Below are 17582 nucleotides of genomic sequence, written 5' to 3' on the forward strand. Positions count from 1 at the left end.
GTTTTTCCCGTTTGACACTTTAAAAGCGCAATTGCTACCCTAGTCATAATTTCCATTTTTATGGAACGGAGTGATCGTTCAATTGCTGAATTTTCCGGAGTGGTTTATTTTTTTTGTTAAACAATTGGCTCGTTCCAAAGGAGCATTCCTGTTCATCTCTCTACTTACCGCAATAGCGGTATTATGCGGAACGGCCGCTCCTCTCCTCATTGGTCGATTGATGGACGGGATCATGCTGCGCGGCGCTGAGGGAATGGCCAGAATCTCCCTTCTGCTATTGGGAGCCTTGCTGCTGGCAGAACTGTGTATTGCCCTTCGGGCCTATATATCAGCCAAGACAATGACCCGGCTGTCCTATGAGTTAACTGAAGAAACATTGGCTTCCGTACTTCACACTTCTGCCGATTTCTTCACGCAAACCTCAAGGGGTGAACTCCTCCAGCGATGTACTCAGGATACTAGAGTGATCCAGCAGTTTGGTTTGGCTACTCTTCCCGGATTTGCACAAGAACTTTTGCTGGCCTGTGCCGCGTTAGCTGTCATCGCCCAATGGAATTGGACCCTTGCAATTGTCCTTCTGGCCTCATACGTCATTCTGTTTATTCCGGTCCATATCTACGGCCGCAAACGGGGCCACGCCAGACAAAAACTGGTCGCTCAAGACGCACAGCTCCGCCAGAGCCTGCTGGAAAGACTGGATACGGTCAAGCAAATCAAACTATATGGAACCGAACGTAAGGAATATGAGGCTTTCGCAACGGATCAGGGCAAATGGGCAGACCTCAAGTTTCAGGAAACTATTGTGGACAGCCTTTACAGAACCTTTCCCCGCATCCCCGACTCGTTGGCTCCGGCATTGGTTTTTTTGTTTGCAGGTTGGCAGATGTTTCAGGGAGAAGCTTCCGTGGGGCAGTTAGTCACTATTCTCGCTTATATTCCGGCAATCAATGCTCCGGCACGCTCGTTTTTCGGACTGTATGTCAGTTTTGCCGATATTAAGGTGCGGATTCATGGAATAATGGAGTATTTGCGCCTGCCCGTCGAGCCAGGCAAGCAACCCGGTTTACGCAAGCTATCGGATTATCGACAGCAGCCCATTTCATTCCATGATGTCCATGTGGCAGGGCCACGAGGCGATTTGCTGCGCAGTCTCAGCTTCACGATCCTGCCCGGTGAGCATGTCGCAATTGTCGGACCGAGTGGAGCCGGCAAAAGCACGCTGCTCCAGCTGCTGCTTCGGCTGCGAGAACCATCGGCAGGCGAAATTAGGATTGGCGGTATTTCCATTCGCGAGCTGGACGCGACCCATCTCCGAAGCCGCGTCGGATATGTCATGCAGGAAGGCGTCTGGTTCCGGGATAGCTTATACCGAAACTTGACCTATCTCGGGGAAGCGGATCGAGAGACGTTGGATAAGTGGATGACAGCATTCGGAGCGGAGGATATCGTATCCAGACTGCCTTCCGGCTACGATTCCGAAATCGATTTCAACGGCAATCGCCTTTCCGGCGGACAACGACAGCTTATCGGTCTGGTACGCACGATGGTGAAGGAACCCGACATACTGCTGCTCGATGAGGCGACCTCCGCTCTGGATCAAACTAGCGAAGCCGCCGTGTATCAAGCATTGGAAGCCTGGGGCGGCAGCCCAACCCGGATCAATATCACCCATCGCTTGAGAGGAGCCGCCTTAGCGGATCGGATTCTCGTGCTGGACAAGGGAGAACTGGTAGAGGAAGGCACCCATGAACAGCTCCTGCGCCGACAGGGGCTGTACGCCAGAATGTGGCGACAAGAACAGGAGACATCCCATGAGCAGGATTCGAGTGATTCGTCTGAACATAATGCGGATGCTCCGTCCGGATATGATGCAAAAGCTCGGGGGATAGGAGGCATTTCCGATGAACGAACCGCAGCCCTCACCCGATAGATGGCCGGCCGTCTCAGCTTATGCCAGGAAGTATCTTTTGCCCCACTGGCCAAATTTATTTCTGATTTTAATGAAAAATGTAGTGGGCAGCCTGCTGTACATGGTGCCCCCCTTCCTGTCCAAATACATACTGGAAACCGTGTTTCCAGAGCAGAATTGGAATCTGCTCATCATCGTAACACTATGCATGGTAGCTGCTCCGGTTATCGGGAGCATGATGATTATACTGGAGGATGTGTGGGGACGATTCATGATTCGGCTGGCTGGCCGGGGACGGGCGGATTTATATAACGGGATTCAGCACCGCCCCCTCGGCTGGCTGCATAATAACAGGACAGGCGATTTGCTGACACGTATTCTGGACGACACCCATTCGATTACGGATTTGGTTAACGGACATATCGGGTTTATGCTTTTTCACATAGTGACCGTAACGGCGGGTTCGGCGGTTTTGCTTGTACTGGAGCCCACATTGGCTTCTATCGTTCTCCTATTGTGGGCGGGACAAGCGGCCCTGGTGAAGATTCTGGGCCGCCACGTCAAACAAAAAGCCGCCGAAACTGCCCGACATAAATCGTTAGTCTCGGAATCGGTGCGGGAAATCATCTCCGGGGCTGCCTTCATCAAAGCGACAGGCAAAGAGTCCAAAGCTATCGGACATTTGCGGGACCGCTTGCGTCAGGAGTGGAATCATACCCGGCGCGAGGTATTGGCGGATCATAGAGTTCGCATGCTCAATGCTTCCTTGAACGCAAGCTTCCTCGTTTTTATGTACACGGCCGGCGGCTGGCTCGTACTCCAGAATACAATGACCATTGGTTCTCTTGTAGCCTTCGTCGCCGTGTACAATTGGCTCAGACCGTTCGGAATCTCACTGATTGACATGGTTATGGGCGCAATGAAGGTAATCCCTTCAATGGAACGGGTAACCGATATTGCGTTTCCTGTACGTCAGATGAGCGCGGGCAGCATACCCCGAGGGCCGATCACGCTGGAGACCAAGAGTCTGTCATTTCGCTACGACAGCCGACCTATACTGGACGATGTCAGCTTTCAAGTTCCTTCCGGCTCCATCGTGTCTATAGTAGGTTATCGAGGTTCCGGCAAGTCAACTCTTGTCGATCTGCTCCTCGGACTATACGAGCCGGAATCCGGAAGCATCCTCCTGAACGGAACCCCCTTGCCGCAACTCGATCCTGCTTGGCTTCGAGGTCAGGTGCTTTGCGTATCTCAGGATTTAAGGCTGAGAAGCGGGACCATTCTGGACAATATCGTATTCGGCCGGGAAAACATTCGGATGGAGGAGGTTTGGGAAGCCGTTCGCCTCGCCCAGTTGCAGGATTGGATCTCCCGCCTTCCCGACGGCTTGTTCACTCGGGTGGGTGAACAAGCGCTGCAAATATCCGGCGGAGAACGGCAGAGAATCAGTATTGCGCGTGCACTGCTGCGCAAACCGGCCATTCTTATCTTCGATGAGGCCACTTCAGCTCTAGATCAAGGGACAGAACGAAGACTACTGAAGCAGATGATTGAGGACCTGAAGGGGGTAACGCTTCTCTTTATTACCCACCGCCTCGATGTTACTCAGCAATCCGACGAAGTCCTGGTACTGCATGAAGGCCGTCTCGTCGATAGAGGCAGCCCCAAGGAGCTAAGGTCGCGGCCGGGTATTTATCAGGAGCTGTGGACGGAGCAAGAAACACCTCTTATGAAGAAAAACTTCTGACGAAGTATTTCAAAAGAGGATCGCCCTATAGTCTTATATCTAGGGGCAACCGCTTAGCCATCTATGGTCTTTTTACAAAATTGTTAACTACCTCCACTCTTGCACTTCTTAACTAAACGTTGTAACTAAATTTATGACGAATGGATCAGATAAGGCTGCGTAGTCAAAAAAAATCGCTCTATCGGAAAGCGATAGAGCGAGCAATCTCCTACGGTCATGGCAGAAAGCCTGCCAATCTGCAGGTTTTTATGCTGTTTTGTCCATTGTCGCAGCAAAGGCTGCAAAACTACATCTTTTTTCTCGTTCCAGTGGAGATTAGACTGTTTCGCGCGAAAATTACTGTATAATCGCAGGCTTTCTCCCCAAGCTCCCATTTCGATAGATAATAACTGTATAATCGCAGAAATTCCTGGTGTGCCAAAGAAACTAGGAACAGGCAAGCGCTGACTTACTTTAAGTGAAAGTAAAATCAACTGCCAAACATAAACTAACTGGATTTAATGCAGGTAAAGAAGCCAGTTCAGACGATTTTTACAATCTAACTGGAAATCCTCCAGCTAGTTCGGACCAAATCTAACCAATTCATTCCCGTCCTCATTTCTTAATGTAGCTTTTCCATTTAGTCCAGCCATCCAGTGAACAAAAGCAAGAACTGCCTGTAGAAATTCCAGTTAGTCTGTCAAGGACTGAGTATGGTTTTGAGCCTTTAACACACTTCCCGGACCAAGGATGAAGGTTACAATATACGAATTATTTCATCAGAATTCCATCCTACGCTTGATCTATTCCAACTTCTGCAAGAATGCGCAGGAATACGTTGGGGAAAGCGTAGCGCTCCATCTCGCCCGCGTCCAGCCAGCGATAATGGGGCGGCAGCCCGGCCGCTTCGAACCGGGGGTCGAGACGGCACCGGTACACGGCGAGCTCCCACCGGATATGGCTGAAGATATGCTCCGCATCCATCAGCCATCGTTCCGGGAGCGCCGTGATCCCGTCCGTCTCCGCCAGCCCGGCGGCGAGCGCCTCCATCTCCGCCCCGCGCCGCGCTGCTGCCGAGCCTTGCCCCGCTGCTGCCTCGCTCAGCGCAGCTGCCGCCGAGCCCGCGCGCCGCTCCGCCGCTCTCGCCGGGCGCTCGACCTCTATGTGGGGAAGCTCCCACATATTGGCGAGAAGCCCTTGGCGGGGACGCCGGCGGATGAGCAGCTTGCCCGCATGCTCGCCGTCGCCCGCGATCAGGGCGACGGCTCTCGGCTCGACGCGCGGCGGCTTCGCTTTTGCTTTGACCGGCAGCTCCTCCGCTTGCCCCTCCAGCCTGCCCCGGCACCGTTCCATCACCGGGCAAGTCAGGCAATGAGGGGACCGCGGCGTGCATACGGTCGCGCCCAGCTCCATCAGCGCCTGGTTGAAGTCGCCGGCCCTCCCTTCCGGGATCAGCTCCCGGGCCAGCCGCTCCATCTTCACGCGCGTGGACCCTTTGGCAATGTCATCCTTGATGAGAAAATAGCGGGACAACACCCTCATGACATTGCCATCCACTGCCGGCTCCGGCCGGTTATAAGCGATGCTCAGCACGGCTCCGGCCGTATAAGGCCCGACTCCTTTCAGGGAGGAAATTTCCTCCTTCTGATCGGGAACTACTCCGCCGTAACGCTCGTGTACCTCTCTTACGGCCGATTGCAGATTTCTGGCCCGCGAGTAGTAGCCCAGACCTTCCCAGGCTTTGAGCACCTCTTCCTCGGGAGCGGAGGCCAGCGCCTCGACATCCGGGAACTTTTCCAGAAATCGGTGATAATACGGGATGACCGTATCGACGCGAGTCTGCTGCAGCATAACCTCGGACACCCAAATATAGTAAGGATTTTTAGTTCTTCTCCAGGGTAAATCACGCTTGCTCCGGCCGTACCATTCCAGCAAACCGCTGGCAAAGTACCGCCTTGTTTCTAATTCTTGCACAGTTTCATCTTTCATCTCCGACTCCTCTTTCTAATAAACAATGTATAATAGTAGATGCAGACAATGAATCTGCATAAGCGGCACTAAAGGTTTAACAGCCATAGAATGGAGAAAGGAAAGGGGTCTTCAGGACAGGTTTCGGCTTTGTCTCCCATCCCTTCGAATTCTCCATGGCCGCTATATTTAATCGGACAAGCGGAAGCCGTTTAAGCTCCGCGCCTGTCTACCAACAGGTCGATGCTAAACCGAACGATCATGCTCTGAATCGATCAGCCATAAAAGACGATAGGATGTGCTAAGCATGCTGACTCCAGGCGAACTGGCTTCGGCTCTCAACAAGCTTGTATTTTCACCGCAATTGATCGGTCATAACAAAACGGAAGCCGATTGGCGCCGGCCGGCCGGACGTATCCGTCACCCTTCCATGTGGCTTATTGTCAGAGGCAAGGGAGTCTTCATTATTAACGGGACTCATTATCCCGCCGAACCAGGGAAGCTTTTCTTTTTTACCCCGGATATGATCGTCGAACGGAGGACGGACCCTGAAGATCCTTTGGAATATTACTTCCTTCGCTTTCATTATTCGGAATGCTATCAGGATAAAGATGTCTGGAGCTTTAACCATGCGCAGGATCGTCCTTTTCCACTGCAAGGCATGTATACTTTGAATAACCCGCCGCAGCTCATCTATTTGTTGGAACAGCTGGCCGCGCTTTGGAAAAGAAGAGGTCCCATTACGGCCATGCGCCGTAAAATCATGATGCAAGAGCTTATGCTTGCCATTATACTCGATTTTCGCTCCCAAAAAATTGCCGGCGACACAACTGCCGCCATCGATAAAACGCAAGACTATATGAGCTGGCACTACCAAGAGCCCCTTACGCTGGAGCAGCTTGCCCAAATGGCTGGTTTAAGCGTAAGCCATTACTCCCGCTTGTTCAAGAAATATACGGGGTACAGTCCGATTGATTATTTAACTCATATTCGTGTGGACCGGGCCAAGGAACTGCTTGTCCTGTCCGGGTATCGGCTGAAATCCATCGCTAACAGTGTCGGATATTCAGACGAGTTTTATTTTAGCCGAATTTTCAAAAAAATTGAAGGGATCTCCCCGCGGGAATACGCCAAAAAACATCGCAACGGCGAAGATCGGCATAATCGGGGATAATCGTTTGACTTGGGACAGGCAGCTGTAGTAAGCTATCGCTTGACTTGCATTAAGTCTAACAGAAAATGAGGGGTGCGCCATGTCACAGCAACATAATGATTGGAGCCGAATGTTACGTACATATTTGAGAGTCTCTCTTCCGTTAATTCCTTTATTCTATATATGGGGGGCACAGTGGTTGTTAAGCGCGGTCCTATGGCTGCGCGATTCCTGGAATCTGCCGGTCTGGGTCCAGCCGGCTTCCGTTGCCCTTGCTGCTGTAGCCAGCGTTATTATCCTGTTTTCCTACAAGACAGACGGGGATCGGGGAGCTGATTCCAAGCTCGCCTTCCAAATGGCGCTGCCCATTTTTGTTTTATTCGCTTCTTTATTGCTTCTGCTTTACCTTGAGGTGGTTAACGGATATTTCGTTCCTTTGGTGCGGGCCCTTTTCCTGTCTTTTTTCTATGTACTGCTAGGGGTGCTTTTCAGCCGCTCACTTATTTATTTAGGACTGTGGCTTTTCGCATTAACCGCTGTTATCGGCATCGGTTATTTGGGTTTTTCTCCATTCGTGCTGGAGTTAATGGGGGGCCTTAGTCTCATCGTGTGCGGCTGGATCCTGCATTCCATCGGCAAAAAGTCAGGTAAATCCACAGCACAAACCAAGTGATCGCTTATCATTCGTCCGGACCCGACTCTACTGTCTTCCCTGTTACTTATGCTGTTTCCCCGACAGGAGTCTGGTTCGGAATAAATCTGCCGCAAAATAGAGCAGAGGAACGCTCATCGAAGCCAGGCCAAAGGCAATGCCCGCTTTTTGCAAATAATCATTTAATTCCGTCGTATCTTGAGCCATATGCAGCGACAAGCCTACCATAAAGGCGCTGGCGGTGAACGCTAACGGCCTCTCGCTTTTCATGCCCAGCAGCTGGGACAGCACGAACACAGACGTGTATAGGCTTAAGCTGATCTTAATGTAGATGCTGGTCGTCCAGATCGCCACCAGAAGCGGATCGATATTTTCCAGAAAATCGCCAAAATGAATATAGCGCAGAGCTTCCAGTAATGGATAAGTCAGGTGAGCCGTCAGTTCGTTGCCGAACAGCAGCAAAGTCAGAACCAGCAGCATTAGAACAAGAAGTGTTCCGAGCCCGGCCGCCCATACCAAGCTGCGGAACGTGCGGCTGGATTGTTTAATTTTGGGGAAGAACAGAATGACCACAAAACATTCTGCATACAAAGCGCTGCTCCATAAAGCCCCTTCCCAAACCTTGCCCCCGTTAAAATGCGTAAAAAACCCGATCGCCCGATAAGCATCGACCTGATATCCGAGCATAACGGTTGTGACTAGGATAGAAACGACAACAAGGATAAAAATGCCTTGGGCAAAACGGAAAATGACCTCAATCCCCGAACGGACAGCCAGCGCAACGCATATTCCCAATGCGGCTGGAACGACCCAATCCGGAGTCTCCGCTAAATAATTCTGATTGATAAAATCCTGATATTCCCGCAGGACAAGGGCAGACAGATGCAGGGTAAAAAAGACGATGACCAGCATTAGCGGCACATGCAGCCAACGTCCTACAATCTCTTTGCCGTATTGAGCTAAATAGCGATCCGGCCGTTTCTTTGCGAAGGCAATGGACAAATAGACCATCCCGAGACTAAGGATACTGCCGGCTATAACTGCCCAAACCGCGCCATATCCCGACGCTTTGACTAACCGCCTGATCATAAATCCCGCTGTCGAGGAACAGAAATAGACGACAAACAGCATCACAATTTGGCTCTGAGTGATCCGCTCCATAGTCCTCCTCCTTATTCAGCCTGTTTTCCAGCATCAAATATAGTAAACTTAAGTCACGAGCGGCAGCCTTGAATCCAGTCTTGAACGGGTTGAAACATGGAGATAATAACAGAATTTGGGTTGGGAATATTTTCGAAATAATAGACTGCCGCATTATAGATAAAAGCGATCAGCAGCAAACTGAATACCTTCCAGATGGTACCGCGGCTTTCTTGGTGTTCTTTCCATTCACTCCACTCCAGCCAGGCTATTCCGCCGAACAATAGTACAAGGACTACGATCCTCCATGCACCTCCTCATTCCTGCTATATTCCGGTCTCATCGGCTCTTGTTCCCCGCCCGGGCGCTTAATATGAGCCTGGATATTCATCTTCAGATCAGCATGCCGGGCATAATAGCTCTGCCAATCCTTCTTTATGCCGGCAAAACGGTCAGGATAATACAATTCGGCTATTTCCCCCAGCTTGAACATATCTGCTCCGATCTTTAACGATTCATCGAAGGCTTGACGGACGATCTTCTCCACCTCGTCCTTCATCGATTGCTGCAATTGGACTATGTTGCCAGGATCGGTAATTTTCAGCTTAGAGTCCGAAGCCAGCAGATGGGCCTCCAATGCTATTTTTAGCTGAAAAACCAGTTCATCCTGCTTCCAGACCGGCTTCACTTGCGATTGACTGCTGATAATATCCAACGTAATGGCTTTTCCGTCCGACGGAGAGGATACTTTGAGGACAGCGGATTTCATCCGATTCATTATCCATAAAGCACCTTGGGTCTGCTCCTCATTGAATTTTCCTATCAGCCGATAGTCCTTGAACAGGGCCGCTCCCTTCGTTCCTACCCAATGGCCGGTCTGATTTTTCTCACTGGCCATTATTTCCTCGTCCACCCGCAGTAATCCGATAGTCAAATCTCCACCGTAGGGATGGACACTCATTAGGTCGCGAAGAGTGGTGTTTAACGTTGTTCGTGTTCTGGCAAACTCTCTCAACACTTCACTTGGAAAGCGCTCGAAAACTGCGGACATCCGCGGAACATTTTCGGCTTCTCCTTCCGAGACGAATAAATAGGTTTTTAATTGCTGATAGGGCATGCGGCCGACAAATTCCAGTAGCGGCAGGATTCCTTTCTTCGCATACTCACTGCTAATGACAATGACCCGGTTGTTCCCCCAATTCAACTCTCGGGGCAAATCATTTTGAATTCTTTTGACCGCCTCGGCAATCGTGTTGCCCTCCTTGGTTACATGAGTGTAGGGGTTTCCTTCGCTGGATACCCCGCCTGCCTGTCCTTGCACCAGCCGATTAGGAAGCGGGAAGCCTAGCGATACCTTGACCCGGCCTTCCCCCGCATCGTCCACATACATCGCCGTCACGAAGGCTCTGTCATTGATTTCGATGCGCGACCAACAGCCTGCAGTCAGCAATGAGCACGCTGCTATCATGAAAGCCAAACGTAGGATCCTGATAAGAGGACGGTTCATAACTAATCCTCCTCCTGCCGTTTCATGCGATCGACATATTGAAGCCGCTGTTTATTGGCATCTGTAGCGTAATAATAGGGTCTGCTCCTCATCCGCCACCAAGGGGCTCTAATAAATACATCGGACATATCGTGGGTGTGCATTGGAGCTATAGGTGATAAATACGGAGTGCCAAAGGAGCGCAAAGTAGTCAAATGCAAATAAATCAGCATCAATCCACAGACGACTCCAAACAAACCGAGAGTGCTGGCCAGAATCATAATAGGAAACCGGAGAAAACGAAGCGTTAAGCCAAGATCAAAATGGGGGATGACGAACGAAGCGACCCCGGTTAATGAAACGATGATGACCATCGGGGCAGAGACAATGCCTGCTTGCACGGCTGCTTGACCAATGACTAGTCCACCGAGTATCGATACCGCTTGACCAATAGGCTTAGGAATGCGCAGGCCGGCCTCTCTCAAGCCTTCGAACGTTAATTCCATCAGGAAAGCCTCCACTACCGCCGGAAAAGGAACGGCTTCTCTGGCCGCCGCCACACTGACGAGCAGATTGGAAGGCAGCGTCTCCGGATGGAAGGTTGTGATGGCGATATACAATGAAGGCAGAAGGAGCGAGGCAATCATCAGTATGTAGCGAATCCAACGAATCCAACTGGCGGCATAAAACCGCTGGTAATAATCTTCCGCCGATTGCAGCAGCGCAAACAGGGTTACGGGGGCGATAAGCGGGTTCGGAGTGCCGTCTACGAATATGACTACCCGGCCTTCCAGCAGAGCGGCGGCGGCAGTGTCCGGCCTTTCCGTGTATTGAAGCTGAGGAAAAGGAGAAGAGGGACTGTCTTCCAAAAATTCCTCGATATAGCTCGTATCGAGGACTCCGTCGATGACGATGCGGGACAGCCTTGTCCTCACTTCATCCACCAGCTGTTGTGTACAGATTCCTTCGAGGTAGCTGATGACGACATCCGTTTGGGTATGGCTGCCAATTTGATAATGCTCCATTTTTAAAAAGGGACTCTTGATCCTGCGTCTCATTAGGCTCAGATTAGTTTCCAGATGCTCAACGAATCCTTCTCGCGGTCCGCGTATGACCGTCTCGTTCTTAGCCTCCTCTATGGGCCTTTTCTCCACTAAAATGTATGGAAAGGAGGCCATCCTCTCTTCCCCGTCAATCAATAAAAGAATGTTCCCTTCAAGAACAGCATTAAGACTTTCCTTTAATTGGAAAATCGTAGAATAAGATGCGGACGGCAGCTGAGTATTCTCGAAGATCCGCTCCGTTAATGAATTGCCGCCGCCAGGAGGTGAAGTGAGCGGCTGCAGAACATACTGCTGAAACATTTCAAAATCGACCATGCCCCGCAAATAGATACAGACGCAGGGGCGATTATCCGGCATAGCTGTAAAAGAATGAAACATCGCATCAAAACAGCGATCAAGCCTTTCGTGAAACCAGAGCAATCTGGGCTTCAGGGCGGAGCCGAGACCTTGAGGCTCATCTATCCCCTGCATTCCTATCCAGTCCCTTTTCGGAATGATTGGAGACATTCTTTCCGGCTTGAGCGGAGAACTGAACAACTTCCTGTTCCTTCGGAATAATCTTCGCATTGCACTTCCTCTCCTATAGATCCATAGTCATTCTTTTGTTTATCTACTATGGTGCTTACGGAGCGCTTTTATTCACCGAGAATCATAGGAACTTCCAGCCTTTCAAGCGGGCCCGGAAGCCCGCCGGCGCGCAATAAACAAGCCGGGGCCTGCTATCAAAAGCAAACCCCGGCCCATTTTTTATATGGCAGATGAGGAAATTATTTCATCTCATCTATGAAGCTGAACCTATTCCAATCCGTATTGCTTCAGTTTATAGTAAAGAGCGCCTCGGGAAATGCGCAGCATGCGCGCCGCCTTCGCCTTGTTTCCATTCGTTCGCTCGAGCGTCTCGGCAATGCGGGCCCGCTCCCATTCCCCGGAGTGGACGCTGAGCGGGAGATCCGGCTCCGTCAGCTCATTCAAAGTCGTCAAGCGGGCGTACTCCGGCAGTTGGGCGGAAGTGACCGTACCGGTTCCGCTTGCTGCGGCCGCGGCGTATTCCATCGCATTCCTCAACTGCGACAGGTTGCCCGGCCAATCGAAGGCCAACACCGCCGCCAACGCGTCCGGTGCAAGCTGCGGCCCGGTCATGCCTGCCTCGGAGGTCGCCTGATCCAGGAATAGCCTGCACAGCTCCGGCAGGTCCTGCTTCCGTTCGCGCAGCGGCGGGACCGTATAGAGCTGAAAGGCGTACCGCAAAGACGGCAGCAAGCGGCCCTCCTCCCCCCTGGCGGCTGCCGGCCCGACGGAGCCGCAGATTCTGCACTGCAGCGGAACGGTGGCCGTCCCGCCCAGCCGCTCGAAGCGGGACGTGCGCAGCATTCCCGCCAGCTTCTCCTGCATCGACGGAGGCAGCGCATCGATGTCTTTCAGATAGAGAGTGCCTTCCGCAGCCAGATCCAGCTTCCCCGGCCGTTCCTCTCCTCCCTGATAGCCGAACAATTCCGCCTCCAGCATTCCTTCCGGAACGGTGCTGCAGCTGACCATCACGAACCGGCCGGAGCGCCCGGCGCTTCGGTGCAGCCATTCGGCCATCGATGTGCGGCCGGCCCCCCCCTCGCCGCCAAGCAGCAGCGGTTGGCCCAGGGAGTAAACAGTCTCCACCCGCTGCAGCAGCTCGGCGGGAAAGACCGCGGGCAGCAGCGGCTGGCCTTCCGGATGATGATACATTTCAGCGCTTAATTTCACATAGGACGATACGTCCCGTTCGATGGACAAGGCACCAATCGTCTTCCCCGCCGCATCCGTGATCGGAGCCGCATTGATCATGACATGCATGCCCGGGCGCGGCTCGTGATAGACCTGGTACACGGCGCTGCCGCTCTCCATAACCTGAAAGAGCATGATCGATTCCCTCTGAAAAAAATCTCCTATCTTACGACCGATAATAGCGGAGCCGTTGATTCCATACGTTTCTTCCGCGACTCGATTCCAATACTGTACCGTCCCCTCGTTGTCAATGACGGTAACGGCGTCATTCATTGCGCCAAGCAGGCCGCCCAGCACGGCTTCCATTACTTCAGACCGGCTCATCATTCATCTCCAAGCAATCCATTTTTCTTAGATTATGGCAAAACCTCAATCAGATTGCAATGAGGAAACCTTCATACCCGGAACACACCTGGGCCCCCGTACAATTTTGCAATCCTAAAAAAGAATGTGTTTACATTTCCAATAATTTATGATTATATTTAATCATAAATAGATAATATGTCTAATTTTTAGACACTTTTGTTCAACGAGAAGAAGGGAAGATGCGCGGATGGAAAGCTTATTGAGAAATGGGTTGTTATTTCTGTCTAAGAATCACGTAGCCAATCGTGCCGCGAAGAAGTACGGCCTGCGCTTCGGCGCCCGCCGCTTCGTCGCCGGCGAGCAGATTGAGGATGCCATCGCAGCGGTCCGGGAGCTCAACGAAGCCGGCATTGAGGCGACACTGGATCATTTGGGCGAGTTCATTCTTACAGAGGAAGAGGCGCTGGAATCGACTCAATTCTGCATACGCACACTGCAGGATATTGAGAAGAGCGGCGTTCGTTCGAATCTCTCCCTCAAGATGACCCAGCTCGGACTGGACCTGTCCCGGGAGCTGTGCATGCGCAATATGCGGGCCATCCTGGACACGGCCGCCGCCTGCGGCAACTTCGTGCGCATCGATATGGAGGATTACGCTCATAATGAAGCCTCCATCGATATTTTCTGCGAGCTGCGCGAGGAATACGGCGACACGGTCGGTCTCGTCATTCAGGCTTACCTGTACAAGAGCGCGGACGATATCGACAAGCTTCACCGGTTCCGGCCGAATCTCCGGCTTGTGAAAGGCGCCTACAAGGAATCGCCGGAAGTCGCCTATCCGAATAAAGAAGACGTTGACCGCAATTTCATCCGTATCATCGAGCAGCATCTCAACAATGGCGACTATGCCGCCATTGCCACCCATGACGAACTTATCATCCAGCATGTCAAGCGATTCGTGAACGAGCACAATATCCCGCGCAGCCAGTTTGAATTCCAGATGCTCTACGGCATTCGGACCCAGGCGCAGAGAGATCTGGCTAATGAAGGATTCAAGATGAGGGTATACGTTCCCTTCGGCAATGATTGGTACGGTTACTTCATGCGCCGCTTGGCGGAACGGCCGGCGAACGTAGGATTTGTGCTGAAGTCTCTCTTCAAGTCGTAGGATTTATTTAATATTCATATATCGGAGGGATTTACTATGACAATGGTCGAATACCGCAATGAACCGTTTACCGATTTCAAGCAGGAGCATAACCGCCAGGCGATGCTTGCCGCGCTGGAGCGCGTCCGTGCCCAATTGGGCCGCACATATCCGCTTCGTATCAACGGCCGGGAGATCATGACCGACAGACGCCTCGCATCCATTAATCCCGGACAGGTCAAGCAAATCGTCGGCTATGTCGCCCAGGCCGACGCCCATCTGGCCAATCAAGCGATTGCCGCGGCGGATGCCGCCTTCCGGGATTGGCAGCATGTCGACCCCGAAGTTCGGGCGGGCTATTTATTCAAAGCTGCCGCCATCATCCGCCGGCGCAAATTCGATTTCTCCGCCTGGCTTGTATATGAGGTCGGCAAGAATTGGGCCGAAGCGGATGCCGATGTCGCCGAGGCGATCGACTTCCTTGAGTTCTATGGCCGGGAAATGATCCGCCTCGCACAGCCGCAGCCGTTGACTCCGCTCCCGGGCGAAGACAACCGGCTGACGTACATCCCGCTGGGCGTCGGCGTCGTCATACCGCCATGGAACTTCCCGCTCGCCATCATGGCCGGCATGACATGCGCCGCCCTCGTCGCCGGGAATACGGTCGTGCTCAAGCCGGCATCGACATCGCCTGTCATCGCGGCCCAATTCTTCGAGCTGATGGAAGAGGCCGGGCTGCCGGCCGGCGTGCTGAACTTCGTTCCCGGCTCCGGCGGAGAGATTGGCGATCTGCTCGTAGATCATCCGCGCACCCGCTTCGTCTCGTTTACGGGCTCCCGCGATGTCGGAGTGCGGATTAACGAGCGGATCGCACGCCCCGCGGGACAGATCTGGATCAAGCGCCTGATCGCCGAGATGGGCGGCAAGGATGGCATTGTCGTGGACAGCAGCGCCGATCCTGAGGAAGCCGCGGAAGCGATCGTCACATCCGCCTTCGGCTTCCAGGGCCAGAAATGCTCCGCCGGCTCCCGCGCCATCATTCATCAGGATTTGTATGAAGAAGTGCTGGGGCATATCATCGAGAAGACGAAGCAGCTGACCGTCGGCCTGCCGGAAGAGAACCATCCAATCGGGCCGGTTATCGATGAGAGCGCCTACAACAAGATCCGGGAATATATGGATATTGGAGCGGCGGAAGGGCATCTGGTCGTTGGAGGAGATATTGCGGAGGGCGACGGCTACTATTTGCAGCCGACCGTAATCGCGGATGTGCTTCCGGAGGCCCGCATCATGCAGGAGGAAATTTTCGGTCCGGTGCTTGCCGTCTGCAAGGCGGGCGATTTCAAGCAGGCGATCGATATATTCAACAATACCGAATACGGCCTGACCGGATCGGTTTTCAGCCGCAACCGCGAGCACCTGGAATACGCCCGCCGTCATATGCATTGCGGTAATCTATACTTCAACCGCAAATGCACCGGCGCGCTCGTCGGCGTGCATCCGTTCGGCGGATTCAATATGTCCGGCACTGACTCCAAAGCGGGCGGGCGCGATTATCTGCTCTTGTTCACCCAAGCGAAGCTTGTATCGGAGAAATGGTAATATAGCCCAAAGATTCGAAAAGAAGAGCCCCCGGAACAAAGGCTGATTAAGCCTCTGTCCGGGGGTTTTGTCTCCGTTCCCTTGGTCGTGCTTTTCTTATCATCGTGGTTGTAAAAATTACCCGTCAGCCGATCTGGTAGGCAACCGCCTTCTTCCAGCCGGCAAATTTGGCCTGCCGTTCTTCTTCTCCCATCTTGGGAACGAAATGTCCGTCTTCGGCGCAAATCGTTTTCAATTCCTCTTTATCCTTCCACATTCCAACGGCAAGACCGGCCAGGAATGCGGCTCCCAACGCCGTAGTCTCCTGCACTTTCGGCCGCACTACCTCCGTTCCGATAATATCCGCCTGAAATTGCATCAGGAAGTTATTCTGAACCGCACCGCCATCCACCTTAAGCTGCTGCAGGCTGATGCCGGATTCCTCTTCCATGACATTCAGAACTTCCGCAGACTGATAAGCAATGGCTTCCAGCGCCGCACGAATCAGATGCGCTCTCTCCGTTCCCCGGCTTAACCCCGTAATCATTCCCCTGGCATGTGGATTCCAGTAGGGGGTCCCCAGACCGGTGAAGGCCGGTACGAAATAGACGCCGTTCGTATCCGGAACGGACAATGCCGCTTGCTCACTGTCGGAGGCCCGTTCGACGATTCCCAGACCGTCACGCAGCCATTGAATGACCGCTCCGGCCGTGAACACGCTTCCTTCCAGCGCATATTCTATTTGCCCGTCGATTTCCCAAGCCACGGTAGTGAGCAGACCCTTGCGGGAAGCTATAGGCTTGGAACCGGTATTCATAAGCATAAAGCAACCGGTTCCGTAAGTATTCTTGGCCATCCCTGCGGAATAACACGCCTGCCCGAACAGCGCCGCCTGCTGGTCGCCCGCCGCTCCCGCAATAGGAATGTCCATCCCGGCTCCAAGCAGCGAAGTATAGCCGTACACCTCGCTGGATGATTTTACTTCGGGCAGCATGCTGCGCGGAATAGACAGGCGCTGCAAGATATCATCATCCCAATCCCGCTTGTGAATATTGAACAGCAGCGTCCGGGATGCATTCGTAATGTCCGTGACATGCACCTTGCCCCCCGTCAAATTCCAGATGAGCCAGCTGTCGATCGTACCGAACAAGGCTTGGCCTGCTTCAGCCTTCTCCCGGATGTGCGGATGATTCATCAGCAGCCACTGCAGCTTGGTACCCGAGAAGTACGGATCGGTCACAAGCCCCGTCTTCTGGCGGATTTTCTCCTCCCAGCCGTCCGCTTTCAACTGATCGCACAGATCTGCCGTCCTCCGGCATTGCCAGACGATGGCCCGATGTAAAGGCTTCCCGGTTTCCCGATCCCAAACGACGGTTGTCTCCCGTTGGTTCGTAATCCCGATTCCGGCAATGTCTTCCGCCTTCACATGAGTGGCGGCCTCCCGCATGACCTCCATCTGCACCCGCCATATTTCTTCCGCATCATGCTCGACCCAGCCCGTCTGCGGAAAATGCTGGGTAAACTCCTTCTGAGCCATGGCCACCCCTTGCCCCGAACGGTCAAAGAGAATAGCCCTGCAGCTTGTCGTCCCCTGATCCAGCGCTAGAATATATTGTTTCGGCATTGTACCCCTCCCGCTTTCGAAAAAAAGATCATGAATTCCTATAGACCCATTCTACCATACTTCAAGCC

At 52.8% G+C, this 17582-nt stretch carries 12 protein-coding genes; 6 read left to right on the top strand and 6 right to left on the bottom strand.

All coding sequences use genetic code 11. From position 1 onward, the window contains the following. The first annotated feature begins 82 nt into the window (after positions 1–82). Positions 83–1930 (top strand): ABC transporter ATP-binding protein, encoded by a 1848-nt coding sequence (locus KJS69_RS19410; protein ID WP_213585439.1) that lies wholly within the window; start codon positions 83–85, stop codon positions 1928–1930. Then, positions 1902–3656: an ABC transporter ATP-binding protein gene (locus KJS69_RS19415; protein ID WP_213585440.1), complete on the top strand. Its 1755-nt coding sequence runs from the start codon at positions 1902–1904 to the stop codon at positions 3654–3656. Before KJS69_RS19410 ends, KJS69_RS19415 begins: the two co-directional genes overlap by 29 nt. A 771-nt stretch (positions 3657–4427) precedes the next feature. On the opposite strand, the gene mutY is transcribed toward KJS69_RS19415, so the two are convergent. Further along, the gene (gene mutY / locus KJS69_RS19420; protein ID WP_213585441.1) at positions 4428–5624 is read right to left on the bottom strand and encodes an A/G-specific adenine glycosylase; all 1197 of its coding nucleotides are present in this window, start codon (positions 5622–5624) and stop codon (positions 4428–4430) included. Between the two features lie 286 nt (positions 5625–5910). Here mutY and KJS69_RS19425 point away from each other — a divergent pair, with 286 nt between their 5' ends. Next, positions 5911–6777, top strand: a complete 867-nt coding sequence (locus tag KJS69_RS19425; RefSeq protein ID WP_213585442.1) for an AraC family transcriptional regulator — start codon at positions 5911–5913, stop codon at positions 6775–6777. Positions 6778–6955: 178 nt separating this feature from the next. Next, on the top strand, positions 6956–7429 hold the full coding sequence (locus KJS69_RS19430; RefSeq protein ID WP_213585443.1) for a hypothetical protein: 474 nt from the start codon (positions 6956–6958) through the stop codon (positions 7427–7429). Between the two features lie 42 nt (positions 7430–7471). Here KJS69_RS19430 and KJS69_RS19435 read toward each other — a convergent pair whose 3' ends face one another. The 4 genes from KJS69_RS19435 to KJS69_RS19450 all read right to left on the bottom strand — a co-directional run bounded on the left by KJS69_RS19435 (position 7472) and on the right by KJS69_RS19450 (position 13183). Then, on the bottom strand, positions 7472–8569 hold the full coding sequence (locus KJS69_RS19435; RefSeq protein ID WP_213585444.1) for a GerAB/ArcD/ProY family transporter: 1098 nt from the start codon (positions 8567–8569) through the stop codon (positions 7472–7474). 274 nt (positions 8570–8843) lie between these two features. Continuing rightward, positions 8844–10055 (bottom strand): Ger(x)C family spore germination protein, encoded by a 1212-nt coding sequence (locus KJS69_RS19440; RefSeq protein ID WP_213585445.1) that lies wholly within the window; start codon positions 10053–10055, stop codon positions 8844–8846. A gap of 2 nt (positions 10056–10057) precedes the next feature. Further along, positions 10058–11665, bottom strand: coding sequence for a spore germination protein (locus KJS69_RS19445; protein ID WP_249730618.1), 1608 nt, complete (start codon positions 11663–11665; stop codon positions 10058–10060). Positions 11666–11893: 228 nt separating this feature from the next. Further along, complete coding sequence (locus KJS69_RS19450) at positions 11894–13183, bottom strand: sigma 54-interacting transcriptional regulator (protein ID WP_249730619.1); 1290 nt, start codon at positions 13181–13183, stop codon at positions 11894–11896. A gap of 226 nt (positions 13184–13409) precedes the next feature. Between KJS69_RS19450 and KJS69_RS19455 the strand changes: the two genes are divergently transcribed. Both KJS69_RS19455 and pruA read left to right on the top strand, forming a co-directional pair. Further along, on the top strand, positions 13410–14330 hold the full coding sequence (locus KJS69_RS19455; protein WP_213585446.1) for a proline dehydrogenase family protein: 921 nt from the start codon (positions 13410–13412) through the stop codon (positions 14328–14330). A 36-nt stretch (positions 14331–14366) separates the two neighbouring features. Then, positions 14367–15911, top strand: a complete 1545-nt coding sequence (pruA, locus tag KJS69_RS19460) for an L-glutamate gamma-semialdehyde dehydrogenase (RefSeq protein ID WP_213585447.1) — start codon at positions 14367–14369, stop codon at positions 15909–15911. Between the two features lie 124 nt (positions 15912–16035). Here pruA and glpK read toward each other — a convergent pair whose 3' ends face one another. After that, complete coding sequence (glpK, locus tag KJS69_RS19465; RefSeq protein WP_213585448.1) at positions 16036–17514, bottom strand: glycerol kinase GlpK; 1479 nt, start codon at positions 17512–17514, stop codon at positions 16036–16038. Between the last annotated feature and the right edge of the window lie 68 nt (positions 17515–17582).

The organism is Paenibacillus sp. J2TS4 (assembly GCF_018403245.1).
Taxonomy (GTDB): domain Bacteria; phylum Bacillota; class Bacilli; order Paenibacillales; family NBRC-103111; genus Paenibacillus_L.